The 24,562-nt window shown below is 61.4% G+C and carries 27 protein-coding genes and 1 tRNA gene; 23 read left to right on the top strand and 5 right to left on the bottom strand.

Annotation, left to right across the window (positions count from 1 at the left end):
• Positions 1-21 precede the first annotated feature (21 nt).
• The 6 genes from NKI08_RS00570 (at position 22) to NKI08_RS00545 (ending at position 4,223) form a co-directional block, all read left to right on the top strand.
• Complete coding sequence (locus NKI08_RS00570) at positions 22-534, top strand: peptidylprolyl isomerase (RefSeq protein ID WP_254817363.1); 513 nt, start codon at positions 22-24, stop codon at positions 532-534.
• Positions 531-929 (top strand): hypothetical protein, encoded by a 399-nt coding sequence (locus NKI08_RS00565; RefSeq protein ID WP_352766651.1) that lies wholly within the window; start codon positions 531-533, stop codon positions 927-929. The genes NKI08_RS00570 and NKI08_RS00565 overlap by 4 nt, the downstream gene beginning before the upstream one ends.
• 12 nt (positions 930-941) lie before the next feature.
• Positions 942-2,027 carry a tRNA preQ1(34) S-adenosylmethionine ribosyltransferase-isomerase QueA gene (queA, locus tag NKI08_RS00560; protein WP_352766650.1) on the top strand — a complete coding sequence of 362 codons (1,086 nt, stop codon included), beginning with the start codon at positions 942-944 and terminating at the stop codon, positions 2,025-2,027.
• Complete coding sequence (locus NKI08_RS00555) at positions 2,017-2,286, top strand: hypothetical protein (RefSeq protein ID WP_352471691.1); 270 nt, start codon at positions 2,017-2,019, stop codon at positions 2,284-2,286. Before queA ends, NKI08_RS00555 begins: the two co-directional genes overlap by 11 nt.
• An 8-nt stretch (positions 2,287-2,294) precedes the next feature.
• Positions 2,295-3,425 carry a tRNA guanosine(34) transglycosylase Tgt gene (gene tgt, locus NKI08_RS00550; RefSeq protein WP_352766648.1) on the top strand — a complete coding sequence of 377 codons (1,131 nt, stop codon included), beginning with the start codon at positions 2,295-2,297 and terminating at the stop codon, positions 3,423-3,425.
• 72 nt (positions 3,426-3,497) lie between these two features.
• Entirely contained in the window at positions 3,498-4,223 is a 726-nt protein-coding gene (locus NKI08_RS00545) for an SDR family NAD(P)-dependent oxidoreductase (RefSeq protein WP_352766646.1), read from the top strand.
• 11 nt (positions 4,224-4,234) lie between these two features.
• Here the strand turns inward: NKI08_RS00545 and NKI08_RS00540 are convergent, their stop codons facing one another.
• Positions 4,235-4,654, bottom strand: a complete 420-nt coding sequence (locus tag NKI08_RS00540) for a DUF4864 domain-containing protein (protein WP_352766644.1) — start codon at positions 4,652-4,654, stop codon at positions 4,235-4,237.
• 241 nt (positions 4,655-4,895) lie between these two features.
• On the opposite strand from NKI08_RS00540, the gene NKI08_RS00535 reads away from it, so the two are divergent.
• From NKI08_RS00535 to glpK, 15 genes are all read left to right on the top strand, one after another.
• On the top strand, positions 4,896-5,132 hold the full coding sequence (locus NKI08_RS00535; protein ID WP_023674883.1) for an Lrp/AsnC ligand binding domain-containing protein: 237 nt from the start codon (positions 4,896-4,898) through the stop codon (positions 5,130-5,132).
• 172 nt (positions 5,133-5,304) lie between these two features.
• Positions 5,305-6,717: a circularly permuted type 2 ATP-grasp protein gene (locus tag NKI08_RS00530; protein ID WP_023674884.1), complete on the top strand. Its 1,413-nt coding sequence runs from the start codon at positions 5,305-5,307 to the stop codon at positions 6,715-6,717.
• 220 nt (positions 6,718-6,937) lie between these two features.
• Positions 6,938-7,879, top strand: coding sequence for an alpha-E domain-containing protein (locus tag NKI08_RS00525; protein WP_023674885.1), 942 nt, complete (start codon positions 6,938-6,940; stop codon positions 7,877-7,879).
• A 61-nt stretch (positions 7,880-7,940) separates the two neighbouring features.
• Complete coding sequence (locus NKI08_RS00520; RefSeq protein ID WP_352502506.1) at positions 7,941-8,735, top strand: transglutaminase family protein; 795 nt, start codon at positions 7,941-7,943, stop codon at positions 8,733-8,735.
• A 31-nt stretch (positions 8,736-8,766) separates the two neighbouring features.
• Positions 8,767-9,498, top strand: a complete 732-nt coding sequence (locus NKI08_RS00515) for a proteasome-type protease (RefSeq protein ID WP_254817354.1) — start codon at positions 8,767-8,769, stop codon at positions 9,496-9,498.
• A gap of 58 nt (positions 9,499-9,556) precedes the next feature.
• Positions 9,557-10,969, top strand: coding sequence for a pyridoxal phosphate-dependent decarboxylase family protein (locus tag NKI08_RS00510; RefSeq protein WP_352766641.1), 1,413 nt, complete (start codon positions 9,557-9,559; stop codon positions 10,967-10,969).
• A gap of 128 nt (positions 10,970-11,097) precedes the next feature.
• On the top strand, positions 11,098-11,865 hold the full coding sequence (locus tag NKI08_RS00505) for a DeoR/GlpR family DNA-binding transcription regulator (protein WP_023674889.1): 768 nt from the start codon (positions 11,098-11,100) through the stop codon (positions 11,863-11,865).
• Positions 11,866-11,991: 126 nt separating this feature from the next.
• Positions 11,992-13,518, top strand: coding sequence for a glycerol-3-phosphate dehydrogenase (gene glpD, locus NKI08_RS00500; RefSeq protein ID WP_352766639.1), 1,527 nt, complete (start codon positions 11,992-11,994; stop codon positions 13,516-13,518).
• Positions 13,519-13,557: 39 nt separating this feature from the next.
• The gene (locus NKI08_RS00495) at positions 13,558-14,637 is read left to right on the top strand and encodes an ABC transporter ATP-binding protein (protein ID WP_352540586.1); all 1,080 of its coding nucleotides are present in this window, start codon (positions 13,558-13,560) and stop codon (positions 14,635-14,637) included.
• A gap of 9 nt (positions 14,638-14,646) precedes the next feature.
• The gene (locus tag NKI08_RS00490; RefSeq protein WP_352540585.1) at positions 14,647-15,714 is read left to right on the top strand and encodes an ABC transporter ATP-binding protein; all 1,068 of its coding nucleotides are present in this window, start codon (positions 14,647-14,649) and stop codon (positions 15,712-15,714) included.
• A gap of 1 nt (position 15,715) precedes the next feature.
• The gene (locus NKI08_RS00485) at positions 15,716-16,582 is read left to right on the top strand and encodes a carbohydrate ABC transporter permease (protein ID WP_023674893.1); all 867 of its coding nucleotides are present in this window, start codon (positions 15,716-15,718) and stop codon (positions 16,580-16,582) included.
• Position 16,583: 1 nt separating this feature from the next.
• Entirely contained in the window at positions 16,584-17,498 is a 915-nt protein-coding gene (locus tag NKI08_RS00480) for a carbohydrate ABC transporter permease (RefSeq protein WP_352448784.1), read from the top strand.
• A gap of 173 nt (positions 17,499-17,671) precedes the next feature.
• The gene (locus NKI08_RS00475) at positions 17,672-17,938 is read left to right on the top strand and encodes a DUF2160 domain-containing protein (RefSeq protein ID WP_031211283.1); all 267 of its coding nucleotides are present in this window, start codon (positions 17,672-17,674) and stop codon (positions 17,936-17,938) included.
• A gap of 78 nt (positions 17,939-18,016) precedes the next feature.
• Entirely contained in the window at positions 18,017-19,744 is a 1,728-nt protein-coding gene (locus tag NKI08_RS00470; RefSeq protein WP_352766636.1) for an ABC transporter substrate-binding protein, read from the top strand.
• A 146-nt stretch (positions 19,745-19,890) separates the two neighbouring features.
• Positions 19,891-21,384: a glycerol kinase GlpK gene (glpK, locus tag NKI08_RS00465; protein WP_352766634.1), complete on the top strand. Its 1,494-nt coding sequence runs from the start codon at positions 19,891-19,893 to the stop codon at positions 21,382-21,384.
• A 78-nt stretch (positions 21,385-21,462) separates the two neighbouring features.
• Here the strand turns inward: glpK and NKI08_RS00460 are convergent, their stop codons facing one another.
• On the bottom strand, positions 21,463-21,924 hold the full coding sequence (locus tag NKI08_RS00460) for a BA14K family protein (protein WP_352766632.1): 462 nt from the start codon (positions 21,922-21,924) through the stop codon (positions 21,463-21,465).
• Between NKI08_RS00460 and NKI08_RS00455 the strand changes: the two genes are divergently transcribed.
• On the top strand, positions 21,923-22,123 hold the full coding sequence (locus NKI08_RS00455; RefSeq protein ID WP_352766630.1) for a hypothetical protein: 201 nt from the start codon (positions 21,923-21,925) through the stop codon (positions 22,121-22,123). The two genes, NKI08_RS00460 and NKI08_RS00455, sit on opposite strands and share 2 nt — an antisense overlap.
• 109 nt (positions 22,124-22,232) lie before the next feature.
• A tRNA-Lys gene (locus NKI08_RS00450) sits at positions 22,233-22,308 on the top strand.
• Between the two features lie 89 nt (positions 22,309-22,397).
• Here the strand turns inward: NKI08_RS00450 and NKI08_RS00445 are convergent.
• Genes NKI08_RS00445 through plsY form a run of 3 tightly spaced genes read right to left on the bottom strand, consistent with a single transcriptional unit; the run spans position 22,398 to position 24,548 of the window.
• Positions 22,398-22,793, bottom strand: a complete 396-nt coding sequence (locus tag NKI08_RS00445; RefSeq protein ID WP_352766628.1) for a hypothetical protein — start codon at positions 22,791-22,793, stop codon at positions 22,398-22,400.
• Positions 22,794-22,839: 46 nt separating this feature from the next.
• Positions 22,840-23,964: a DNA-processing protein DprA gene (gene dprA / locus NKI08_RS00440; protein ID WP_352766626.1), complete on the bottom strand. Its 1,125-nt coding sequence runs from the start codon at positions 23,962-23,964 to the stop codon at positions 22,840-22,842.
• Positions 23,961-24,548: a glycerol-3-phosphate 1-O-acyltransferase PlsY gene (gene plsY, locus NKI08_RS00435; protein WP_352682860.1), complete on the bottom strand. Its 588-nt coding sequence runs from the start codon at positions 24,546-24,548 to the stop codon at positions 23,961-23,963. Before plsY ends, dprA begins: the two co-directional genes overlap by 4 nt.
• Positions 24,549-24,562: the final 14 nt, after the last annotated feature.

The raw sequence follows: 24,562 nt of genomic DNA, 5'->3' as shown, positions 1-24,562 counted from the left end.
GTTCAAAAGGATATTTCTGACATGGCCGAAATCAAGGACCGCGAGAACGCGCTTATCATGGACACGACCAAGGGCAAGGTCGTCATCGAATTGTTTCCAGATCTGGCGCCCGGCCATGTCGGCCGTATCAAGGAGCTGGCGCGCGAAGGCGCCTATGACGGCGTGGTCTTCCACCGCGTCATCGACGGCTTCATGGCGCAGACCGGCGACGTGAAGTTCGGCAATTCCAACAAGCCGTCTTTCGCGCCATCGCGCGCCGGCACTGGCGGTTCCGACAAACCCGATCTGAAGGCCGAGTTCTCCAACGCCAACCACGGCCGCGGCACCTGCTCGATGGCGCGCTCGCAGAACCCGAACTCGGCCAATTCGCAGTTCTTCATCTGCTTCGACGATGCCGCCTTCCTCAACCGCCAGTACACGGTATGGGGCCAGGTCATCGAAGGCATGGACAACGTCGACAAGATCAAGCGCGGCGAACCGGTGCAGGATCCTGACAAGATCGTATCGCTCAAGGTCGCGGCCGACGTGAAATGACCAGCCGGGCTGTCGCGGCCATCGCAATTATGCTCGCCGCGGCGGCCACTCCGGCGCTGGCAACGGAATCGATCGTCTGCAGCGCCGACGGCGGCGCGGCATCGATTGATGTTTTGATGGGACACACGGCCGTCATTGCGGTCGCGCGTGTGTGGCTGGATGCCGGCGGCAAGACATGGACCACGGATGGACAGCCAGGCTCAACGAAAGTCATCGTTGGACAGGCATTCGAAGACGACGAGCGCATGCTGATCGACCTCACCGACGAAGGCATCAGCTCGATCGTCGCCAAATTGCGGCTGGTCAAGGCCAGCGAGCAGTCCAGCTTCTCGATGGGCGGCACATTGAGCATAGACGGTGTCGGCGCCTGGGCGGTGACCTGCCCGGAACCTTGAGGCGGGGATCTCTTGCGCGTCGACCTTTTCGACTTCGATCTGCCGGAGGAGCGCATCGCGCTTCGCCCAGCCGAGCCGCGCGACAGTGCCAGGATGCTGGTGGTCAGGCCGGGTGAGGGGCTCGAAGACCGGACGGTGCGCGACCTGCCGGCCCTGCTCAAGGCCGGTGATGTGCTGGTCTTCAACGACACCAAGGTCATTCCGGCACAGCTGAAAGGCATCAGGCGGCGCGGCGAGGCGGCGGCGCAGGTCGAAGCCACGCTGCATATGCGGATGGCGCCCGACCGCTGGCTCGCCTTCATGCGTCCGGGCAAGCGCATCGCCGCCGGCGATCGTATCCATTTCGGTCATGACGCCAATTCCTGCCTTCTCGGCCAGCTCGACGCGACCGTGATCGAGAAGGGAGAAGGCGGCGAGGTGCTGCTCGGCTTCGACCTGTCAGGTCCGTTCCTCGACGAGGCGCTGCGTGCAGTCGGCCACATCCCGCTGCCGCCCTACATCGCCTCCAAGCGTGACGACGACGAACGCGACCGCAGCGACTATCAGACCATTTATGCGAGGGAGGAGGGCGCGGTCGCCGCGCCGACGGCAGGGCTGCATTTCACGCCGGAGCTGTTTGCGACGCTCGACGCCAAGGGCATAGAGCGCCGTTTCGTCACGCTGCATGTCGGCGCCGGCACGTTCCTGCCGGTGAAGGCGGACGACACCGCCGACCACAAGATGCACGCCGAAACCGGTTCGGTCAGCCCGGAAACCGCCGAGGCGCTGAATGCGGCGAAAGCAAAAGGAGGGCGCATTATCGCCGTCGGCACGACATCGCTGCGCTTATTGGAGAGCGCGGCTGGCGAGGACGGCAGGCTGGCCGCATGGTCAGGCCCGACAGACATCTTCATCACGCCCGGCTATCGTTTCAAGACCGCAGACTTGCTGATGACCAATTTCCATCTGCCGCGTTCGACGCTGTTCATGCTGGTTTCGGCCTTCTGCGGTTTGCAGACGATGCGGGCGGCCTATGCGCATGCCATCGAGAATCGCTACAGGTTTTATTCCTATGGAGACGCAAGTCTTCTGTTCAGGGAGGATACCGATGGACGATGACCTGGAAACCTTCGACCGGGAAGCCTTGATCGCCGAGGTCAGGAAACTGCGCGCCGGCATCCGCCAACACCGCGACGCCACCGGCCATGATCTGTGCTGGCACCATCCCGACCTCTGGTCACTTTTGCCCGAAAAGACCGACCCGGCGATTGCCGTGCCGCCGTGGCCGAAATTCATGCGCGGCTGCATCCGCTACCGGCAATCACTCGACAAGCAGGCCCCGGACGCGCCGGTATTCGACAAGGAGTTCGATGGCTAGGGAATTCAATGACTGACGCATTCACCTTCAAGGTGCTGGCGACCGACGGCAGGGCGCGGCGTGGTGCAATCACCATGCCGCGCGGGGAAATCCGCACGCCTGCCTTCATGCCGGTCGGTACCGGCGGCACGGTGAAGGCCATGTATATGGATCAGGTGCGCGGCGTCGGCTCGGACATTATCCTCGGCAACACCTACCACCTGATGCTAAGACCCGGCGCCGAGCGCGTGGCGCGGCTCGGCGGCCTGCATGAATTCGCCCGCTGGCCGCATCCAATCCTGACCGACAGCGGCGGCTTCCAGGTGATGTCGCTGTCGAAGCTGCGGAAACTGACCGAGAACGGCGTTACCTTCCGTTCGCATATCGACGGCGGCGCCTACGAGATGTCGCCAGAGCGTTCGATAGAGATCCAGGGGCTGCTCGATTCCGACATCCAGATGCAGCTCGACGAATGCACGGCTCTGCCGGCCAAGCAGAACGAGATCGAGCGTGCCATGGAGTTGTCGTTGCGCTGGGCCGAGCGTTGCAAGACGGCATTCGGCGAGCAGCCCGGCAAGGCGATGTTCGGCATTGTGCAAGGCGGCGACGTGCCGGATCTGCGGCTGCGCTCGGCGCAGGCGCTGAAGGCAATGGAGCTGAAGGGTTACGCGATCGGCGGGCTGGCTGTCGGCGAGCCGCAAGCGGTGATGCTGGAGATGCTCGACATCACTTGCCCGGAGCTGCCGGCTGACCGGCCGCGCTACCTGATGGGCGTCGGCACCCCGGACGACATTTTGAAGTCGGTTGCGCGCGGCATCGACATGTTCGACTGCGTGATGCCGACGCGGGCAGGGCGCCACGGCCTTGCCTACACACGGCGCGGCAAGGTCAATCTGCGCAACGCCCGCCATGCCGACGATCCGCGTCCGCTCGATGAGGAAAGCGACTGCCCGGCCGCACGCGACTATTCGCGGGCCTACTTGCACCATCTGGTGCGCTCGCAAGAGGCGCTTGGGGCGATGCTCCTGACCTGGAACAATCTGTCCTACTATCAAAAGCTGATGCAGGACATCCGCGCTGCAATCGAGGCCGGCACGTCCGAAGCGCGCGGCGCAGACATTGCCGACGGCTGGGCGAGGGGCGATATTCCTGCTCTTTGAATGAGCCACCGTCTGCGTGATAACGATTGACTGGTCGATTGTCCGGACGCAGAGTCCCGTCGGGGTCAAGCCATGACCGTGACGTACGACTTTGGCGGCAAGACCGCGATCGTGACAGGCGGCTCAAGGGGTATCGGCAAAGCCGTTGCCGCGCAGCTGATACAGTCCGGTGCCGATGTCTGGATATGGGATGCGGATCCCTTGCCTCTCGATGGCGCCTATTGCCAGAGTGTCGATGTGACCAAGGCACACCAGATAAAGGACGCATTGGCCGGGGTCACAGCCGATGACAGGCGGATCGATATCCTCATCAACAATGCAGGCTACCTTGGCAGCTATCGTGGATTCGAGGCCTTCGATCCGATCGAATGGCAACGGATCATCGGCGTCAACCTGATGGGTGTTTTCGAAGTCACGCACCAAGTTCTGCCGATCATGCGCAAGGCCGGGAGTGGTCGTATCGTCAATATGGGTTCGCTGGCGGGCAAGGAAGGACTGCCGAACCTCGCAGCCTATTCTGCGGCAAGTGCGGGTGTCATTGCTTTCACGAAAGCATTGTCGCGGGAGGTCAGCGACACCGACATCCGCGTCAATTGCGTCGCGCCGGGGCCGATCGATACCGAGCTCATCAGGCGCCTTGGCAACGATGTCGTGAACGACATGATCAACGCCAGTCCGCTCAGGCGCCTCGGCTCTGTGGATGAAGTCGCGGCATTGGTGCTTTGGCTATGCTCCGATGCCAGCGCGTTCAACACTGGGGCGGTGTTCGATATGTCGGGCGGCAGGGCGCGCTATTGAATGTTTTCTACTCAGGTGCTGAACGAATTCGACGCGCGCAGGCTGCAGCCTGTGATCCGGAACGTACCGTCGGGCTGCTGCTGCAGCATGTAGACCGCTTCATAATCCTTGCCGTCGGGTCCAACGATCAGCACCTGCTGGACGATCGAACCCGGAGCGGTCTCCTCGGCCTTGCCGAAGGAATAGGTCCGCGGCTTGCGCACCGGCGGGTAACCGTTGGTCACCATATTCATGAAGGTATCGACGGTCGGGAAAATCCGCTTCACGTTCGGAGCCGCGAAACTGTAAGCGATGGCGCCGTCATTGGCGATGAAGGCCCTCAACTGCCCATCGATGACCGTCTGCGCCGCTTTGACTTCGGCGTCGCCAGCAAAGGCCTGGGATGCGAAAATGAATGGAACGACTGCGAATGCGAAAAACGCGCGGCGCATGGCCTGTCTCCGTTGTCCCTGAGAAATCGCTGACTGAAGGTACATGATACCATACGCTTTGCAGTGCTTCAGGGTTTCAGCCGAGCGCAAACACTCGGCGTGGCAGTCCGTGTCCGAGCCGAGAAAGCATTGTCGGGGCGAGACAGCCTGAGCGATTGCCGATGCTTGAAAGGCGAGCGGCAGTCTGCCACAAGGGCCGCTCGATTATACCTAGAGCGTGCGATGTGAGCAGGACCAGGCAATGAAGGCATTTTTCGTGCAGATAAAATGCGATCTGGGCAAGGCCTACGACGTTGCCAGCGCCCTGGCCGATGCCGAGATCGCTTCGGAAATCTACTCGACAGCCGGAAACTACGACCTGCTCGCCAAATTCTATGTCGACGACGAGGAAGACATCGGCCACTTTGTCAACGAGAAAGTGCAGATTCTTCCCGGCATCAAGGACACGTTCACGGTAGTCACCTTTCGCGCGTTTTGATCCGCATCCGGCATCTGCCCGGACACCAGGCAAAGCCTGATCAAGGCCCTATTGGTGCTGCCTTAATTTTAGGCAAGTGCGACATACTGATCGCCGGCGCCCAACAAATCACCGATTGCGCTTGATTTTCTCCAGCCAGGCCAGTGAAATGGCGCCACAGGGGAGTATGCGATTGGCAGCGTTCGATGAAATGCTTCCGGAAGTTTCCGGGCTGAGAAAACCGTATTCGGCTTACGATCGCTGGCTGAAGGAACAGGACCCGGCCAGACTTACCGAGAAGATGCAGGACGCCGAACGCGTCTTTCGCAAGACAGGCATCACTTTCGCCGTCTACGGCGAGCAGGAAGCATCGGAGCGGCTGATACCCTTCGATATCGTTCCGCGCATCATTTCGGGCAATGAATGGCGACGGCTGACGCAAGGCATCGAGCAGCGCGTCCAGGCGCTGAACGCCTTTCTCGACGACATCTACCATCGCCAGGAGATCTTACGCGCCGGCCGGGTGCCGAAGGAGTTGATCGCCAAGAACGAGGCGTTCCTGCCCGAGATGATCGGGGTGCGGCCGCCGGCCGGCGTCTATACCCACATCATCGGCGTCGACATCGTACGCATCAGCGAGAACGAGTTCTACGTGCTGGAGGACAATGCGCGCACGCCGTCCGGCGTCTCCTACATGCTGGAGAATCGCGAGACGATGATGCAGCTCTTCCCTGAGCTGTTCCAGCAGATCAAGGTGCGGCCGGTTGAGAATTACCCGCAGCTCTTGCGCCAGTCGCTGGCGGCAGTGCGGCCGCAAAGCACCAAGGGCGCGCCGACCATTGCCGTGCTGACGCCGGGCAGCTTCAACTCGGCCTATTTCGAACATGCTTTCCTTGCCGACCAGATGGGCGTGCAGCTTGTCGAGGGGCAGGATCTGCGCGTCGTCGATGGCCATGTCGCGATGCGCACCACCGAGGGCTACAAGCAGATCGACGTGCTTTACCGTCGTGTCGACGACTCGTTCCTCGATCCGCTGACCTTCCGCCCCGACTCGGCACTTGGCGTGCCGGGCATTATGGACGTCTACCGCGCCGGCAACATCACGATCGCCAATGCGCCGGGAACCGGCATCGCCGACGACAAGGCGATCTATTCGTACATGCCCGAGATCGTCGAATTCTACACCGGCCGCAAGGCGATGCTCGGCAACATCCCGACCTGGCGCTGCTCGGAGCCGGACAGCCTGAAATACGTGCTCGAGCACATCGATGAATTGGTTATCAAGGAGGTCCACGGTTCAGGCGGTTACGGCATGCTGGTCGGTCCGGCGGCGACCAAGAAGGAATGCGAGGAGTTTTCCAAAAAGCTCGCGGCAAAACCGTCGAACTACATTGCTCAGCCGACGCTGGCGCTGTCGACCTGTCCGATCCTGACGGACAAGGGGCTGGCGCCGCGCCATGTCGATCTGCGCCCCTATGTGCTGGTTTCCGACCGTATCCAGATCGTGCCCGGCGGGCTGACCCGAGTAGCGCTCAAGGAAGGCTCGCTGGTCGTCAATTCCTCGCAAGGCGGGGGCACGAAGGATACGTGGGTGTTGGATGATTAGAGTGGAAGTAGCGAGTAGGGCATAGTGAATAGTGAATAGTGAATAGTGAATAGTGAATAGTGAATAGTGAATAGTGAATAGTGAATAGTGAATAGGTAAGGATATGGGTCGTTGATGTTGGTGAAATGCCCGAAAGTGAAGCGCGCGGCATCGTGCCCTGGAATCCGGATAGTCACCATTCACCATTCACTATTCACTATTCACCACAGGACCGCCTGACATGCTTCTCGGCCGCACCGCCAACGGGCTTTACTGGATGAACCGCTATATCGAGCGGGCGGAAAACATGGCGCGGCTGGTGGATGCCGGCTTGCGCATGGCGCTGACTCGTACCCAGAACGCTTCGGAGGAATGGAATTCGGTGCTGCTCAGCGCCGGTTCGGACGCCAGCTTCACGCAGAAATATTCCGACTACACCGCCGCCAATGTCGCCGACTATCTGCTGCGCGACACATCGAACCCGTCGAGCACGATGTCGTCTATCGAAACGGCCCGTAACAATGCCCGCATGGTGCGTACCGCTCTGACGCGTGAAACCTGGGAAAGCATCAACGAAGCCTGGATGTCGCTGAAGCGGATGCTGGCCAAGCCGATCGACGAGCGCGACCTGCCCAACGCGCTCGACGCAATCAAGCGCGAGACGGCGCTGATCCGCGGCTCGTTCTACGGCACGATGCTGCGCAACGAGATTTTCGATTTCTCGCAGCTCGGCACTTATGTCGAACGCGCCGACAACACCGCGCGTATCCTGGATGTGAAATACTACGTGCTGTTGCCGTCGATCTCCTGGGTCGGCTCGACGCTCGACAACTACCAATGGGAATCGATCCTGCGCTCGGTGTCGGCGCACCGTTCCTATCGCTGGGTCTATGATGCCGACTACAAGCCGAGCAACATCGCCGATTATCTGATCCTCAACGTCCGCATGCCGCGCTCGCTGACCTTTTGCTACCGCTTCCTGACGGAGCATCTCAAATTCCTGGGTGACGACTATGGGGAGCGCCACGCCTGCCATGCGACGGCTGCCAAGACCCAGGCCATGCTGACGGCCGGGTCGATCAAGGATATTTTCGACGCCGGCCTGCACGAATTCCTGGCCAATTTCATCCGCGACAACACCAGGCTCGGCGACGAGATCGCGCAGGATTACAGGTTCTATTGAGCATGACCCCAAAAAGCGGAGACCGGTTTTCGGAAAAGCTCATGCTCCAGGGACGAGTGCGATGCGGCTGAAGATCACCCACCTGACGGAATACCGCTACGATGCGCCGGTGCATTATCTGTTGCAGCGTTTGCGGCTGCTCCCGGTGAACGGGCGCACCCAGACGGTGCTGTCCTGGGCGCTGAGGATCGAAGGCGCACGCGAGGAAGTGCGCTTCACCGACCATTTCGGCAATGATACCCGGCTGTTGAGCGTCGAGGGCGAGCGCGACTTCATCACCGTCGAAGCAGCCGGCGAAGTGGTGACGCGCGACACCGCTGGCGTCTGCGGACCGCACCAGGGTTTCGCGCCGCTCTGGCTGTTCGGCCAGGAAACGCCGCTGACGACGATCGGAAGCGGCATTCGCGAGCTTGCTGCCTCGGTCGGCAAGGGTACCGACATCGAAAGGCTGCACCGGTTGATGGCGGTGATCGGCGAGCGCGTCGCTTATACGCCGGACACCACCAACGTGACGACGCCGGCCGAAGAGGCCTTGGCGCTCAAGACCGGCGTTTGCCAGGACCACAGCCACATCTTCGTTGCCGCGGCGCGTGCCATGGATTTTCCGGCCCGCTATATCAGCGGCTACCTGATGATGGATGCGGCCATCGAGCAGGCGGCAAGCCACGCCTGGGCCGAGGCGCATATCTCGGGCCTCGGCTGGGTCGCCTTCGATGTCGCCAACGGCATTTCTCCGGACGAGCGTTATGTGAAGGTGGCGACCGGCCGCGATTATCGCGACGCCACGCCGGTATCTGGAATTCGGCTGGGACAGGCGGAAGAACAGCTTGCGGTCACCGTCACCGTGGAGCAGTAATCCCCGGCAAGATTGTTGCCAAAGAGATTCGATGACCTATTGCGTCGGCCTGAAGATCGATCGCGGGCTCGTGTTCATGTCGGACACGCGCACCAACGCCGGCATGGATTCGATCTCGACCTTCAGGAAGATGCATGTCTGGGAAGAGCCGGGCGAGCGCGTCATCGTTTTGATGTCGGCCGGCAATCTGGCGACGACGCAGGCCGTGGTCAGCCTGCTCGACGAACGCACCAAGGCAGTGGCGGAGCGCCGTGCCACACTGCTCGAAACGCCCTCCATGTACCAGACAGTCCGGTTGGTCGGAGACACCGTCAAGGAGGTCATCGCCAGTTCGTCGCCGGCGGGCGAAAAGGCGGATTCCTACTTCAACGCCTCCTTCATCCTCGGCGGTCAGATCAAGGGCAGCGCGCCGCGCCTGTTCATGATCTATCCGGAAGGCAATTTCATCGAATCCACCGACGACACGCCGTTCTTCCAGATCGGTGAGACCAAATACGGCAAGCCGATCATTATCCGTGCGTATGAAAGGACCATGAGTTTCGCCGAGACGGTGAAGTTGCTGCTGGTGTCGTTCGACTCGACGCTGAAGTCGAACCTGTCGGTCGGCCTGCCGCTCGACCTGCTGTTCTATGAAAAGGACACTTTCAAGGTCGGCCTCAAAAAGCGAATAACCCAGGACGATCAATATTATCGTACGATCTCGGATAGCTGGTCGAACGCGCTGAAGACCGCCTTTGCCAGTCTGCCTGATTTTCCCGAATGAAAACCTTCGTTTTTCGTGCTCTTTGATCGCGGCTCGATTAGGCGCTACGGAGGCGAAGATGAATAGCAACGAATTCCGCGAATGGTCGCTGCGAGCGGCTGAATGGGGCGTCGACTACAGAAACGGCCTTCGCGAAACACCGGTGCGGCCGCTTGTCGAGCCGGGCGAAATCTTCAAAAGCATCGATGCCGCGCCGCCGGAAGACAGCGAAACGATGCAGGCAATCTTCGCCGATTTCGAACAAAAGATCTTGCCGGGCATGACGCACTGGCAGCATCCGCGTTTCTTCGCCTATTTCCCGGCTAACGCGGCACCGGTCTCCGTGGTGGCCGAGTATCTGGTTTCCGCGATGGCCGCGCAATGCATGCTCTGGCAGACCTCGCCGGCGGCAACCGAGCTCGAGACGCGTGTCGTCGACTGGATGCGGCAGGCGCTTGGTTTGCCGGAGGGATTTTCCGGCGTCATGCAGGATTCGGCTTCATCGGCGACGCTTGCCGCCGTGCTGACAATGCGCGAGCGCGCGCTCGACTGGCAAGGCAACAAGAACGGCTTGCAAGGGCAGCCGGTCGTGCGGATCTATTCTTCCGACCAGGTCCATACTTCTATCGACCGGGCGATCTGGGTGTCGGGCATCGGCGAGGCGAACCTCGTGCGCATTCCGGTCGCCGGACGCTTCCGCGCCATGCAGACGGCGGCTCTGGAAGCCGCGATCGTTACCGACCGCGAAAACGGCATGCTGCCGGCGGGCATCATCGCCAGCGTCGGCGGCACAAGTACCGGCGGCACCGACAATGTGGCGGCTGTTGCCGAGGTGGCGAAGCGGCACGGGCTCTACCTGCATGTCGATGCCGCATGGGCCGGCTCCGCCATGATCTGCCACGAGTTCCGGCATTTCTGGACCGGCGCCGAAAATGCCGATTCCATCGTCTTCAACCCGCATAAATGGTTGGGGGCACAGTTCGATTGCTCGATGCAGTTCATCCGCCAGCCGGAAGACCTGGTCCGCACGCTGGCGATCAAGCCCGAATTCCTGAAAACGCATGGCCGCGACGGGGTCATCAACTACTCCGAATGGTCGGTGCCGCTCGGACGGAGGTTCCGCGCTCTGAAACTTTGGTTCCTGCTGCGTGCGCATGGCTTGGAAAATCTGCGGAACATGATCCGCAACCATGTTGCCTGGAGCGAGAGCCTCGCCGCGCGGCTGGCTCGGGAACCGGATTTCGAGATCGTCACGGAACCGATGCTGTCGCTATTCTCATTCCGCCATCTCGCGGCTGCGGCCATCGACTCTGACGAGCACAATTTGCGGTTGGTCAGCGCGATCAACGATGACGGCCGCATTTACCTGACGCAGACCCGGGTGGACGGGCAGGTGGCGATCCGCTTTCAGGTCGGGCAGTTCGAAACGACTGCGGCGGACGTCGATACTGCTTTCTCGGTCATCACTGAGATCGCGCGGGGGCTGAGTTGATAGCCTCGTCGAGATTGCGCCGGAGCTTTTCTCGCTGCAGTCGCCCGATTTTTATTAGCCGGCCCATACCTGTTCATGGCTTTCGTTTTCAGCTATAGACGAGAAAAACGAAAATGAGAGGTTGCTAGATGTATCTGTCGCCGCGTCATTCCGAAATCATCCAGATGGCCAAGGACCATGGCCGCGTACTGGTCGAGGAGCTGGCGACGCATTTCAACGTGACGCCGCAGACGATCCGCAAGGATCTCAACGATCTCTGCGACCAGCGGCTTTTGTCCCGCATCCATGGCGGGGCATTGTTCCCCTCCGGCATCGAGAACATGGAATATGAGGCTCGGCGCAAGATCGCCGCCGAGGAGAAGGAGGCGATCGGCCGCGCAGCAGCCCGGCTGATCCCCGATAACGCGTCTCTATTCATCAATATCGGGACAACGACGGAAGCTGTCAGCAAGTCGCTGCTCGATCACAGCGGCCTGATGGTCATCACCAATAACATCAATGTTGCCAACAGGATGCGTATATATCCTTCGATCGAGGTGGTGATCGCCGGCGGTGTCGTGCGCGGTTCCGACGGCGGTGTGGTCGGCGAGGCCGCGGTCGATTTCATCAGGCAGTTCAAGGTCGATTTTGCGGTGATCGGCGCCTCGGCCATCGACCATGACGGCGCACTGCTCGACTTCGATTTTCGCGAGGTGAAGGTGGCTCAGGCGATCATCGCCAACGCCCGACATGTGATCCTGGTGTCGGACCAGACCAAATTCGAGCGCACCGCGCCCGTCCGCATCGGCCATCTGTCGCAGGTCAACACCTTTATCACCGATCGTTGCGACATCCCGTCGGTGCGTAAGATCTGCCAGGAGGCAGAAGTTCAGCTGATCGAAACGTCGCTATCCTAGAGATGCCCGTCGCGGCATCTTCCGCCTATCACATTTCGTTTGACATTCGTTATCATTTCGAAATAATTCCCGTACGGTTTCGCAAGAACCCAAAAATGCTGCAATGCGAAATCGAGGGAGGATTCTTTGAGCGCATCACCGATTCATGACATTTTCGTCATCGGTGGCGGCATCAATGGCTGCGGCATCGCCCGCGATGCCGTTGGACGTGGCTTTTCGGTTTTTCTTGCCGAGATGAACGATCTGGCCAGCGGGACCTCTTCCGGCTCGACCAAACTGATCCACGGCGGCTTGCGCTATCTCGAATTCTACGAATTCCGTCTGGTGCGCGAAGCGCTGATGGAACGCGAGGTCCTGTGGAGGAACGCGCCGCACATCATCTGGCCGATGCGCTTCGTGCTGCCATACGCCAAGGGACTGCGTCCGGCCTGGCTGATCCGGCTCGGGCTTTTCCTCTACGACCATATTGGCGGGCGCAAATTGCTGCCGCCGACGAAAACGCTGGACATGGCCAAGGATCCGGCCGGCAAGCCGCTGAAGCCGCTGTTTCGAAAGGCGTTCGAATATTCGGACGGTTGGGTCAACGATGCCCGGCTGGTTGTGTTGAACGCCCGCGACGCTGCCGAGCGCGGCGCAACCATTCGAACCCGAACAAAGGTCGTCAGCGCACGCCGCGAAGGCAATCTCTGGACGGTCAGGCTTGAAAATGTGCGGACCGGCGATACCGAGGAGGTCAAGGCGCGGCTGCTGGTCAATGCCGCCGGCCCGTGGGTCGATCAGGTGCTGTCGGCCACCGTCGGCTTGAACGACGTGCACAATGTCCGCCTCGTACAAGGCAGCCACATCGTCGTGGGCACGAAATTCGACGACCCACGCGCCTATTTCTTTCAGAACAAGGACGGGCGCATCATTTTCGCCATCCCTTACGAGGACGAGTTCACGCTCATCGGCACCACCGACCGTGACTATCCCGGCGATCCGCACAACGTCAGGATCAGTGACGCCGAGATCGGCTATCTCTGCGCTGCGGCAAGCGAATATTTCGCGCAGCCGGTCAAGCCGTCGGATATCGTCTGGACCTATTCCGCGGTGCGACCGCTCTACGACGATGGCGCCTCAAAGGCGCAGGAAGCCACCCGAGACTATGTGCTGAAGGCCGATGGAGGCGAGGGTGCCGCCCCGATCGTCAACGCCTTTGGCGGCAAGATCACGACCTACCGCCGATTGTCGGAATCGATGCTCGAGAAGATCGAGGGTTTTCTCGGCAAGCGCGGCAAACCATGGACGGCAAACGCGCCGCTGCCCGGCGGTGACTTTCCCGTCACCGGCTTCGATGCCGAGGTGGCGAAATTGAAAACGGCGTACCCCTTCCTCGACGCCCGGCTGGCCCGCCGGTTGACCCGGCTCTACGGCACCCGCGCAAGGAAGCTGCTGGGCCTCGCCAAGTCGAACGTCGATCTTGGCCGCAACTTCGGCGCCGATCTCTACGAAGCCGAGGTGCGCTACCTCGTCGAAAACGAATGGGCGATGACTGCCGAGGATGTATTGTGGCGCCGGACCAAGCGCGGCCTGCGTCTCAGCCGTGAGCAGGCGGCAGTGCTCGACGAGTTCATGCGCGGAATAAGCCGGCAGCACGTAGCGGCTGCCGAATAGGAACGGCCGACTGATGCAGAAAGCCTGGGAGGAGGCATCATGCTTGAACTGAGAAACGTGACGAAGACGGTGGGTGCGGCGGAACATATCCGCGACGTCTCGCTGACGCTTCAGCACGGCTCGCTCAACGTCCTGCTCGGGCCGACGCTCTCCGGCAAGACCAGCCTGATGCGGCTGATGGCGGGCCTCGACGTGCCGACCTCGGGCTCGGTCTGGTTCGATGGCAAGGATGTCACCGGCATGCCGGTGCAAAAGCGCAACGTCGCCATGGTCTACCAGCAATTCATCAATTATCCGGCGATGACGGTCTACGAAAACATCGCCTCACCGCTGCGGGTGGCCGGCACGGATCAGGCAACGATCGACAGGGAGGTGCGCAATGCCGCCGCCCTTCTCAAACTAACGCCCTATCTCGACCGGACGCCTCTCAGTCTGTCGGGCGGCCAGCAGCAGCGCACCGCGCTGGCCCGCGCGATCGTCAAGAATGCCAGCCTCGTGCTGCTCGACGAGCCGCTCGCCAATCTCGACTACAAGCTGCGCGAAGAATTACGCGCGGAACTGCCGAAAGTCTTCGCGGCCGCCGGTACAATCTTTGTTTATGCCACGACCGAGCCGCACGAAGCCTTGCTGCTCGGCGGCAACACGGCGACGCTTTCCGAAGGCAGCATCACCCAGTTCGGGCCGACCATCGAAGTGTTCCGCAAACCGGTTGATCTGGTGACGGCGAGAACCTTCGCCGATCCGCCGCTCAACACCATCGTGCTTGCCAAGAAGGGTCTGGATTTCCTGCTCGAGGGCGGCGTGAAATTGCCGGTGCCGGCGGAACTCTTCGGCATTGCCGATGCGATCTATACGATCGGGTTCCAGCCGCATCATTTGTCCCTCGATCGGCCCAACGCCGCCGCAGTGCCGGTGCGCGCAAAGGTGACGATCACCGAGATCACCGGATCGGAAAGCTTCGTCCATCTCGATTTTGCCGATGCGCGCTGGGTCATGCTGACCCATGGCATTCGCGACTTCGAGCCGGACGAGGAGGTCGAGGTGTTCATCGACCCGCGCCACATCATGGTCTTCGACGAGCACGGCCGCGCCGTGGCCGCGCCGAAGCTGGCGGCCTAGGAGGAAGCGATGGCGCGCATCGATGTCAATCATATCCGCCACTCCTATCTGCAGAACCCGCGCACGGATGCCGATTTCGCGCTGAAGGAAGTGCACCACACGTTCGAGGATGGCGGCGCTTATGCGCTGCTCGGCCCATCCGGCTGCGGCAAGACCACGCTGCTCAACATCATTTCGGGATTGCTGCATCCCTCGCATGGCCAGCTGCTGTTCAACGGCAGGGACGTGACCAATCTGTCGACCCAAGAGCGCAACATCGCCCAGGTCTTCCAGTTCCCGGTGATCTACGACACGATGACCGTCTACGACAATCTGGCGTTCCCGCTGCGCAATCGCGGCGTGCCGGAGCCCGACGTCGACCGCAAGGTGCGTGAGACGCTGGAGATGACCGGGCTGGCCGATATGGCCAAACGAAAGGCGCGCGGACTGACCGCCGACCAGAAGCAGAAAATCTCGCTCGGACGCGGGCTGGTGCGCTCCGACGTCAACGCCATCCTGTTCGACGAGCCTTTGACAGTCATCGACCCGCATATGAAATGGGTGCTGCGCTCGCAGTTGAAGCAGCTTCACCGCCGCTTCGGCTACACCATGGTCTATGTCACGCACGACCAGACCGAGGCGTTGACCTTCGCCGACAGGGTGGTCGTCATGTATGACGGCGAAATCGTGCAGATCGGCACACCGGCAGAGCTGTTCGAGCGCCCGCGCCACACCTTTGTCGGCTATTTCATCGGCTCGCCCGGCATGAATGTCATGCCGGTGGCGATCGACGGCAAGACAGCGAAGCTGGGCTCGCAGCAGATCGAACTGCCGGGCGTGCCCAAGGCGGGCGGCGGCGCCATCGAACTCGGCATCCGTCCCGAATATGTGCGCCTAGGCAGCCAGGGCATGGCCGTCCGGATCAGCAAGGTCGAGGACGTCGGCCGCCACAAGGTGGTCCGTGCCAATCTTGAAGGGCGCGAGATCGCCGCCGTCATCGGCGAGGACGAGACAGTTCCGGCTGATCCGAAGGTGCGGTTCGACCCGGCCGGCATCAACATCTATGCCAATTCCTGGCGCGTCGAGATGGGAGCCTGAAGTGGAAAAGACCTGGAACAACAGAGCCTGGTTCCTGGTGCTGCCGGTGCTGCTGCTGGTGGCGTTCTCGGCGGTCATACCGCTGATGACGGTCGTCAATTATTCGGTGCAGGACACTTTCGGCAATAACGTCTTCTTCTGGGCCGGCACGGAATGGTTCGAGGAACTGCTTTCCTCCAGCCGCTTCTGGCAGGCGATGATCCGCAACCTTGTCTTCTCCTTCATCATCCTGGCGATCGAAGTGCCGCTCGGCATCTTCATTGCGCTCAATATGCCGAAGAAGGGTTGGGGCGTGCCTGTTTGCCTTGTTTTGATGGCGTTGCCGCTGCTGATCCCGTGGAACGTCGTCGGCACCATCTGGCAGGTGTTCGGGCGCAACGACATTGGCCTGCTCGGCTATTACGTCAACGCGCTCGGCATCGACTATAATTATGTGCAAGACCCATACGACGCCTGGGTCACGGTCATCATCATGGACGTCTGGCATTGGACCAGCCTCGTCGTTCTGCTCTGCTATGCCGGCCTGGTCTCGATCCCGGATGCCTTTTATCAGGCGGCCAAGATCGACGGTGCCTCGCGCTGGGCGGTGTTCCGCTACATCCAGCTGCCGAAGATGAACCGCGTGCTGCTGATCGCCGTGCTGCTGCGCTTCATGGATAGCTTCATGATCTACACCGAACCGTTCGTGGTGACCGGCGGCGGACCCGGCAACTCGACGACCTTTCTTTCGATCGATCTCGTCAAGACGGCGCTCGGCCAGTTCGACCTCGGCCCGGCGGCGGCGATGTCGCTGGTCTACTTCCTTATCGTCCTGTTGTTGTCATGGGTGTTCTACACCGTGATGACCAATTACGACGCGGAGCGCTGAGATGAGCCGCACCGAAGAGAGAGCCGATAGGGTGAGCGAGACGACAGCTTCGGAAGGGCTCGCCAGCACGCTACGGCAGGACGAGATCGCACGGCTGATGCGCCGTCGCGGCGAGGAGTCGCGTTGGTGGTGGATCGTGCCGACGCTCTACATCATCGTTCTGCTTTTGCCGATCTACTGGCTCATCAATATGAGCTTCAAGACCAATGGCGAGATCGTCTCGTCGCTGACGCTCTACCCGCACGCACCGACATTGGCGAATTACCGCACCATCTTCACCGACGCGTCCTGGTATTCGGGCTACATCAACTCGATCACCTATGTGGTTATGAACATGGTGATTTCGGTGGCTGCGGCGCTGCCGGCGGCCTATGCCTTCTCACGCTACCGCTTCCTCGGCGACAAGCATCTGTTCTTCTGGCTGCTGACCAACCGCATGGCGCCGCCGGCGGTGTTCGCGCTGCCATTCTTTCAGCTTTATTCGGCCTTCGGCCTTATCGACACCCACATCGCCGTGGCTCTGGCGCATTGCCTGTTCAACGTGCCGCTGGCGGTGTGGATCCTCGAAGGCTTCATGTCGGGCGTACCCAAGGAGATCGACGAGACCGCCTATATCGACGGCTATTCGTTCCCGCGCTTCTTCATCAAGATATTCATGCCGCTGATTGCGAGCGGCATCGGCGTGGCGTGCTTCTTCTGCTTCATGTTCTCGTGGGTCGAGCTGCTGATCGCCCGCACGCTGACGACCACCGACGCCAAGCCGATCGCCGCGACCATGACCCGCACCGTTTCGGCCGCCGGCATGGATTGGGGGCTGCTCGCCGCAGCCGGCGTGCTGACGCTGATTCCCGGCGCGCTCGTCATCTGGTTTGTGCGCAACTACATCGCCAAGGGCTTTGCCCTGGGGAGGGTATGATGGAGCAGGTCGACAGAAGCCCATGGTGGTGGGCCGTGCTGTTTCTCGCCCTGGTCGTCGTGGCCTGGGTGGCACTTCAAATCGATTTCGTGGCAATAACGGTAGGCTTCAGCGATCCGGCCAATATCCGCCTGTGGGGATTTAACCTCTCGTCCAACCTCGATTTTTCGTGGATGGCCTGGACGTGGCCGACCGCGGCCTTCTTTGGAACCATCTTTCTGCTGCTTTGCGGCATGGCGGCGTGGGAATACGTCTCGCCGGGCGGCAATCCGCGCGTCGGCGTGCTGCGGTTCGAAACGACGCGTGGCGACCGCCTGTTCCTGTCGCTGCTTGGCAGCGCCTTTATCCATCTCGCTTGGCTGGGTCTAGTCGGACCCAATCTGTGGTGGGCTCTCGCTCTCTCCGTGGTCTACGCCGTCGGCGTGTTCCGCTACGTATAGAGGGGGAAACTGTTGGAACGGCGGCGTGCCGGCCGCCGATCCAGATCGCACTTTGAACTTTAACAGTGGAGGAAATACATGCGACGGCAATTCTTGACATCAACAACTGCGCTTGTCCTATTGCTCGGGGCAAGCAATGCCTATGCCGGAATGGACGAGGCCAAGGCCTTCCTCGATAAGGAAATCGGGCCCCTTTCGACGCTTTCGCGCGCCGACCAGGAAGCCGAGATGCAATGGTTCATCGATGCCGCGAAACCTTTCGCCGGCATGGATATCAAGGTGGTTTCCGAAACCATCGCCACGCATCAGTATGAATCGCAGGTGCTGGCGCCGGCCTTTACGGCCATCACCGGCATCAAGGTTACGCATGACGTCATCCAGGAAGGCGACGTCGTCGAGAAGATCCAGACCCAGATGCAGACCGGCCAGAACCTCTATGACGGCTGGGTCAACGATTCCGATCTGATCGGCACGCACTGGCGCTACCAGCAGGTGCGCAACCTGACCGACTGGATGGCAGGCGACGGCAAGGATGTCACCAACCCGAATCTCGACCTGAAGGATTTCATCGGCACTTCGTTCACCACCGCGCCCGACAAGAAACTCTACCAACTTCCCGACCAGCAGTTCGCCAACCTCTACTGGTTCCGTGACGACTGGTTCAACGACGAGAAGAACAAGGCGGACTTCAAGGCCAAATACGGCTACGACCTCGGCGTGCCGGTGAACTGGTCGGCCTATGAGGACATTGCAGCGTTCTTCACCGGGCGTGAGATCGACGGCAAGAAGGTCTACGGCCATATGGACTATGGCAAGAAGGACCCCTCGCTCGGCTGGCGGTTCACCGACGCCTGGCTGTCGATGGCCGGCAATGGCGACAAGGGCATTCCGAACGGTCTGCCCGTCGACGAATGGGGCATCAAGGTCGACGAGAATTCGCGTCCGGTCGGTTCCTGCACGGCGCGCGGCGGCGACACCAATGGTCCGGCTTCTGTCTATGCCATCCAGAAGTACCTCGATTGGCTGAAGGCCTATGCACCGGCGGAAGCCCAAGGCATGACCTTCTCCGAATCGGGGCCAGTTCCGGCGCAGGGCGCGGTTGCCCAGCAGATCTTCTGGTACACCGCCTTCACCGCCAGCATGGTCGACGCCAGCGCCAAGGCGGTGCTGAACGACGACGGCACGCCGAAGTGGCGCATGGCGCCGTCGCCGCATGGCGTCTACTGGAAGGACGGCATGAAGCTTGGCTATCAGGACGTCGGTTCCTGGACGCTGATGAAGTCGACGCCGACCGACCGCGCCAAAGCCGCCTGGCTCTACGCGCAGTTCGTCACCTCGAAGACGGTCGACGTGAAGAAGAGCCATGTCGGCCTGACCTTCATCCGCGAGAGCACGATCCACGACAAGAGCTTCACCGAACGTGCGCCAAAGCTCGGCGGCTTGATCGAGTTCTACCGCTCGCCGGCGCGCGTCCAGTGGTCGCCGACCGGCACCAACGTGCCGGACTATCCGAAGCTGGCACAGCTCTGGTGGCAGGCGATCGGCGATGCTTCGTCGGGTGCCAAGAGCGCGCAGGAAGCGATGGACTCGCTCTGCGGCGAGCAGGAAAAGGTGATGAGCCGCATCGAGAAGTCGGGCGTCCAGGGCGATATTGGCCCGAAGATGGCCGAAGAGCATGACCTCGCCTACTGGAATGCGGACGCGGTCAAGAAGGGCAATCTCGCTCCTCAGCTCAAGATCGAGAACGAGAAGGAAAAGCCGGTCACCATCAACTACGACGAGCTGGTGAAGAGCTGGCAGCAATAGGACCGTTTGATGCGGGCGTCCGCGCCCGCATCGCCATACTCAGGGGAGGCGGCATGTTGCCGTCTCCCCTGTTTGCGTGAACGGCTCCGCGCCATCTGGCGTCGAGACATCGTAGCACCTTTGAACTCGCTTCGACGGGAGAGAGAATGACCGGATATATCCTTGCAATCGACCAGGGGACGACATCGAGCCGGGCGATCCTGTTCGACGACAAGATGAAGGTCGTCGGCAGCGGGCAAAAGGAATTCACCCAATATTATCCGGCCTCCGGCTGGGTCGAGCACGATCCCGAGGAGATCTGGTCGAGTGTCGTGGAAACGGTAGAGGCTGCGCTGAAGACAGCCGGCCGCAACGCAGCGGAAGTCGCCGCGATCGGCATCACCAACCAGCGCGAAACCGTCGTCATCTGGGACAAGGAGACCGGCAAGCCGATCCACAACGCGATTGTCTGGCAGGACCGCCGCACCGCGCCGCTATGCCAGAAACTGAAGAAGCTGGGGCTGGAGAAGAAATTCACGAAAAAGACCGGCCTGCTGCTCGATCCCTATTTCTCCGGCACCAAGATCGCCTGGATGCTGGACAAGGTGAAGGGCGCCAGAAAACGCGCCGAGAAGGGCGAACTGCTGGCCGGCACCATCGACAGTTTTTTGATCTGGCGGCTGACCGGCGGCAAGATCCACGCCACTGACGCCACCAATGCCTCGCGCACGCTGGTCTACAACATCGAACAAAACGCCTGGGATGACGAGCTGCTGGCCGTTCTTGGCATACCTGCAAGAATGCTGCCGCAGGTGAAAGATTGTGCCGATGATTTTGGAATAACCGACAAAAGCCTGTTTGGTGCAGAGATCAGAATCCTCGGTGTGGCCGGCGACCAGCATGCGGCGGCAATCGGCCAGGCCTGTTTCGAGCCAGGCATGATGAAGTCGACCTACGGCACCGGTTGCTTTGCGCTGCTCAACACCGGAAGCGATCTCGTGCGTTCTAAGAACCGGCTTTTGACCACCATTGCCTACAGGCTGAACGGCAAGACCACCTATGCGCTGGAGGGCTCGATCTTTATCGCCGGCGCCGCCGTGCAATGGCTGCGGGACGGCATCAAAGTGATCGGCAAGGCCGAGCAGAGCGGCAAATTGGCGGCGGAAGCCGATCCAACGCAGAACGTCTATCTGGTGCCGGCTTTCGTCGGGCTCGGCGCACCGCACTGGGATGCCGAGGCGCGCGGCGCCATCTTCGGGCTGACCCGCAATTCGGGGCCGGCGGAATTTGCCCGCGCGGCACTGGAATCCGTTGCGTTCCAAACGCGCGATCTGCTTGACGCCATGCGCCGGGACTGGAAAGGCGCCTCGGTCAAGACCGTGCTCAGGGTCGATGGCGGCATGGTGGCGTCGGACTGGACGATGCAGCGGCTGGCCGACATTCTCGATGCGCCGGTCGACCGGCCGACAATTCTCGAGACGACAGCACTCGGTGCGGCTTGGCTGGCCGGCTCGAAGGCGGGTGTCTGGCCGAAGGCCGCGGAATTCACCAGGAGCTGGGCGCTCGAGCGCCGGTTCAAGCCGGACATGGATGCTTCGACACGTGCCGCCAAGCTGGCAGGTTGGCGCCACGCTTTGCGCAGGACGCTAAGTGCGCAATAGGCAGGGATGCCACCGGATTCGCACTAATGAAAAACCCGCGCCGTTGCGGGCGCGGGCTTGCAGCCTCTAATCTGGGACTCAGTAAGGCGACCGGCACTGCCGGCGCGGACCGTAGTTGGGCTGGTAAGTGTTGTCAGAAGCGCGATAGCTCCGATAATGATCATAGCACCACTGCACGTGGGCATCGCCACGATAGACACGATTCTGGTTGACAATCGCGCCGGTGATCAGCGCTCCGGTAGCAAACGCGGCCAGCGGGAACCAGAAGTCGCCGTGGCGGCGGTAGCCGGGACGGTAGTAGCGATAGCCGCGATGGCCACGCCAGTACATGCCGTCGTCACGCGAAAAATTGCGACGCGAGAAATCGCGATTGAAACCCCGGTGCCTCCGCCACGGCTCGTACTGGACGGTCTGGACATTCGAGGTGAGCCCCTGGGCAGGGGGCGCATAGCTGGGCTGAGCGTTGACTGGCACGATCTCCGCGGCAGCGAATGAGATCGAAAGGGTGGTCGCCAGCAGGCCCGACATGATCCTATTCATGATCTTCTCCTTGAAACGCGTGTCCCTTGTCGCGGAAAAACGGACAGGCTGCGCAAATTGTTCCGCCAAAAATCCCAAGTTGCTGATCTGCAAAGGTTCTCTCGATTCGCTGCTTGCGCTTGTCCCGCAAAGCGCGAGCTTCGGCCTTGCGCTAGAGGGAGGCAGTTCCGTCAACGCCGAAGCGCACCGCACGGCATGATGACGCCGCAGGAAAGTCCGGTTTGGGAGCCGTCTTTTTCCGGTTGACCGGCAGAGGCACTCTCCCTATGTTCCGCGCAATTTCGAGGGCGGCCTTTCTGAGCCCGCGGGAGCGCGTAGCTCAGCCGGTAGAGCAACTGACTTTTAATCAGTAGGTCATGGGTTCGAATCCCATCGCGCTCACCAAAATCAAGATGTGTCCAACCCGGAGACATAGGTAACAGATTGTACCTAAGACATGGGTGACAACCTCGTGCCGAACGCATGCAGTGGCTTTAGCCGCCCGCCCCATCGTCCATCATCGTGCCGGTGAGCGCCTCATACGCTCTGCTGCACAGCTGTGAATGCGGACAATCCTTCAAGATAAGCACTGGCACCACGGTGAGAACCGCTGCGGCAAGGATTTGCAGGCAAAGACCGACGGCGCTTACCTTCCTGCCGAACACACCGGCCAGGAAAAAGTAGAGACCCTGGGCCATGCAGGCTGCCGTCAGAATGCCCAGAAGCGTGCTGGTCGCTCTTGCGAAGGGCGTTATGTAGCCGTCGGGAAAACCCGACATGCCGAGAACCATCGACCATTGCAGCGCCAGCATGACACTCAGCGCTGACCAGACGAGGGCCGTCATACGAGTGAACAGCATCTGCTTTGGTTTGTTGCTCGGATCGGCCATCGGAATCACGTCGGGATTGCTTGCGGTGACATGCGCAAGCTCTCGGTCAGATCAGCGAGACGTTGCCGCCGGGATGGCGTTCGAGCCGTCCGGCGAGGTCGAGCTCCAGCAGCACCATGAACACTTGAGCGGGATGCAGGCCGGTGTGACGGATGATCTCGTCGACTGCTACCGGCGTCGGGCCGAGCGCCTCGACGACGCGGTCGCGGTCGTCCTCGCGCGGCGGCGGCGTTGCCGAAAAGTCGGGCGGCTCCTCAAGCGGCGATGTCCTTGGGGCCCAGGCGCCGACCAGCGGGGCGATCGCACTGGTGATATCGGCGGCCTCGGTGACAAGGGTTGCGCCGTCCTTGAGCAGGCCATTGGCGCCGGCAGCGCGCGGATCGAGCGGCGAACCGGGAACGGCGAAAACCAGCCGGCCCATCTCGCCGGCAAGCCGGGCGCTGATCAGTGAGCCGGAGCGCTGTGCGGCCTCGACCACCACCAACCCTAATGCAGCACCCGCGACAAGCCGGTTGCGGCGCGGGAAATCCTGCGCGCGCGGCTGCCAGCCAAACGGCATTTCGGAGACGATGGCGCCGCCGCGCTCGGCAATCTCGTCGCACAGGCCGGCATTTTCGGGCGGGTAGGGCAAATCGAGGCCGCCGGCGAGCACGCCGATTGTGCCAGTCGCAAGGCTGCCATGGTGCGCGGCCGTATCGATGCCGCGCGCCAGGCCGGAGACGATGCCATAGCCGTCGCGGCCGAGATCCGCCGCCAGCATCCGCGCCATCTTGATGCCGGCCAGCGATGCGTTGCGAGCGCCGACGATGGCGACCGCTGGCAAGCGGAACACCGCGCTATTGCCCCTGACCGCGAGCAGCGGCGGCGGATGATCCATGCTTTTCATCAGCGGCGGATAATCCGCTTCGCCGATGCCGACGAAGCGGGCGCCAGCCCGCCGGGCGGTCTCCAGCTCCGCCTCGGTCTCGGCAATGGACGGGATGCGGACGATTTTTTTGGCGCCACCCGAAATCATCAGCTCGGGCAGCATCGATAGCGCTGCTTCGGCCGAACCGAACCGGTTGATCAGGTCGCGAAAGGAAGCCGGGCCGACATTCGGCGTGCGGATCAGACGAAGCCAGCTCAGCCGCTGCCGGTCGCTGAGGCGCGGCCCGGCGTCGGGCTCGCTCACTCCTTGGCCCCGATCTTACCCTCGGTGCCGGCAAGCAGCCGCGCAATGTTGGCGCGGTGCTTTACGATGACGATTAGGCTCATCGCCGCGAAAAGCCCGGCAATCTGCGGCGTGCTCAGGAAATACAGCGCCATGGGCACCACGACTGCTGCCGTCAGTGCCGCAAGCGAGGAGAAGCGGAACAGGAAGGCCACCGCCAGCCAGACGACGGCGAAGATCAGCGCCGCCTGCCAGGCAAGGCCGATCAGCACGCCAAGGTAAGTGGCGACACCCTTGCCCCCCTTGAAGCCGAGCCAGACCGGAAAGAGATGACCTAAAAACGCGCCGAAGCCGGCCCAAAGTCCGAACTCGGGCGCAAAGCGGCCTGCGATCAGCACCGCCGCGGTGCCTTTAAGGGCGTCGAGCAGAAGCGTGGCCGCGGCCAAGCTCTTGTTGCCGGTGCGCAGCACATTGGTGGCGCCGATGTTGCCGGAGCCGATGTTGCGCACGTCGCCGAGGCCGGCGGCACGGGTGATCAGCAGGCCAAACGGGATCGAGCCGAGAAGATAGCCGAACACCAATGCCAAGACGGGACTGTAAGCCATTGTTTCCCCGAACT

The organism is Mesorhizobium sp. M0768, from assembly GCF_040320195.1.
In the GTDB taxonomy this organism is placed as follows: domain Bacteria; phylum Pseudomonadota; class Alphaproteobacteria; order Rhizobiales; family Rhizobiaceae; genus Mesorhizobium.
Note: the sequence above shows the minus strand (reverse complement) of the source record. Positions and strands in the feature narration are given on the sequence as shown.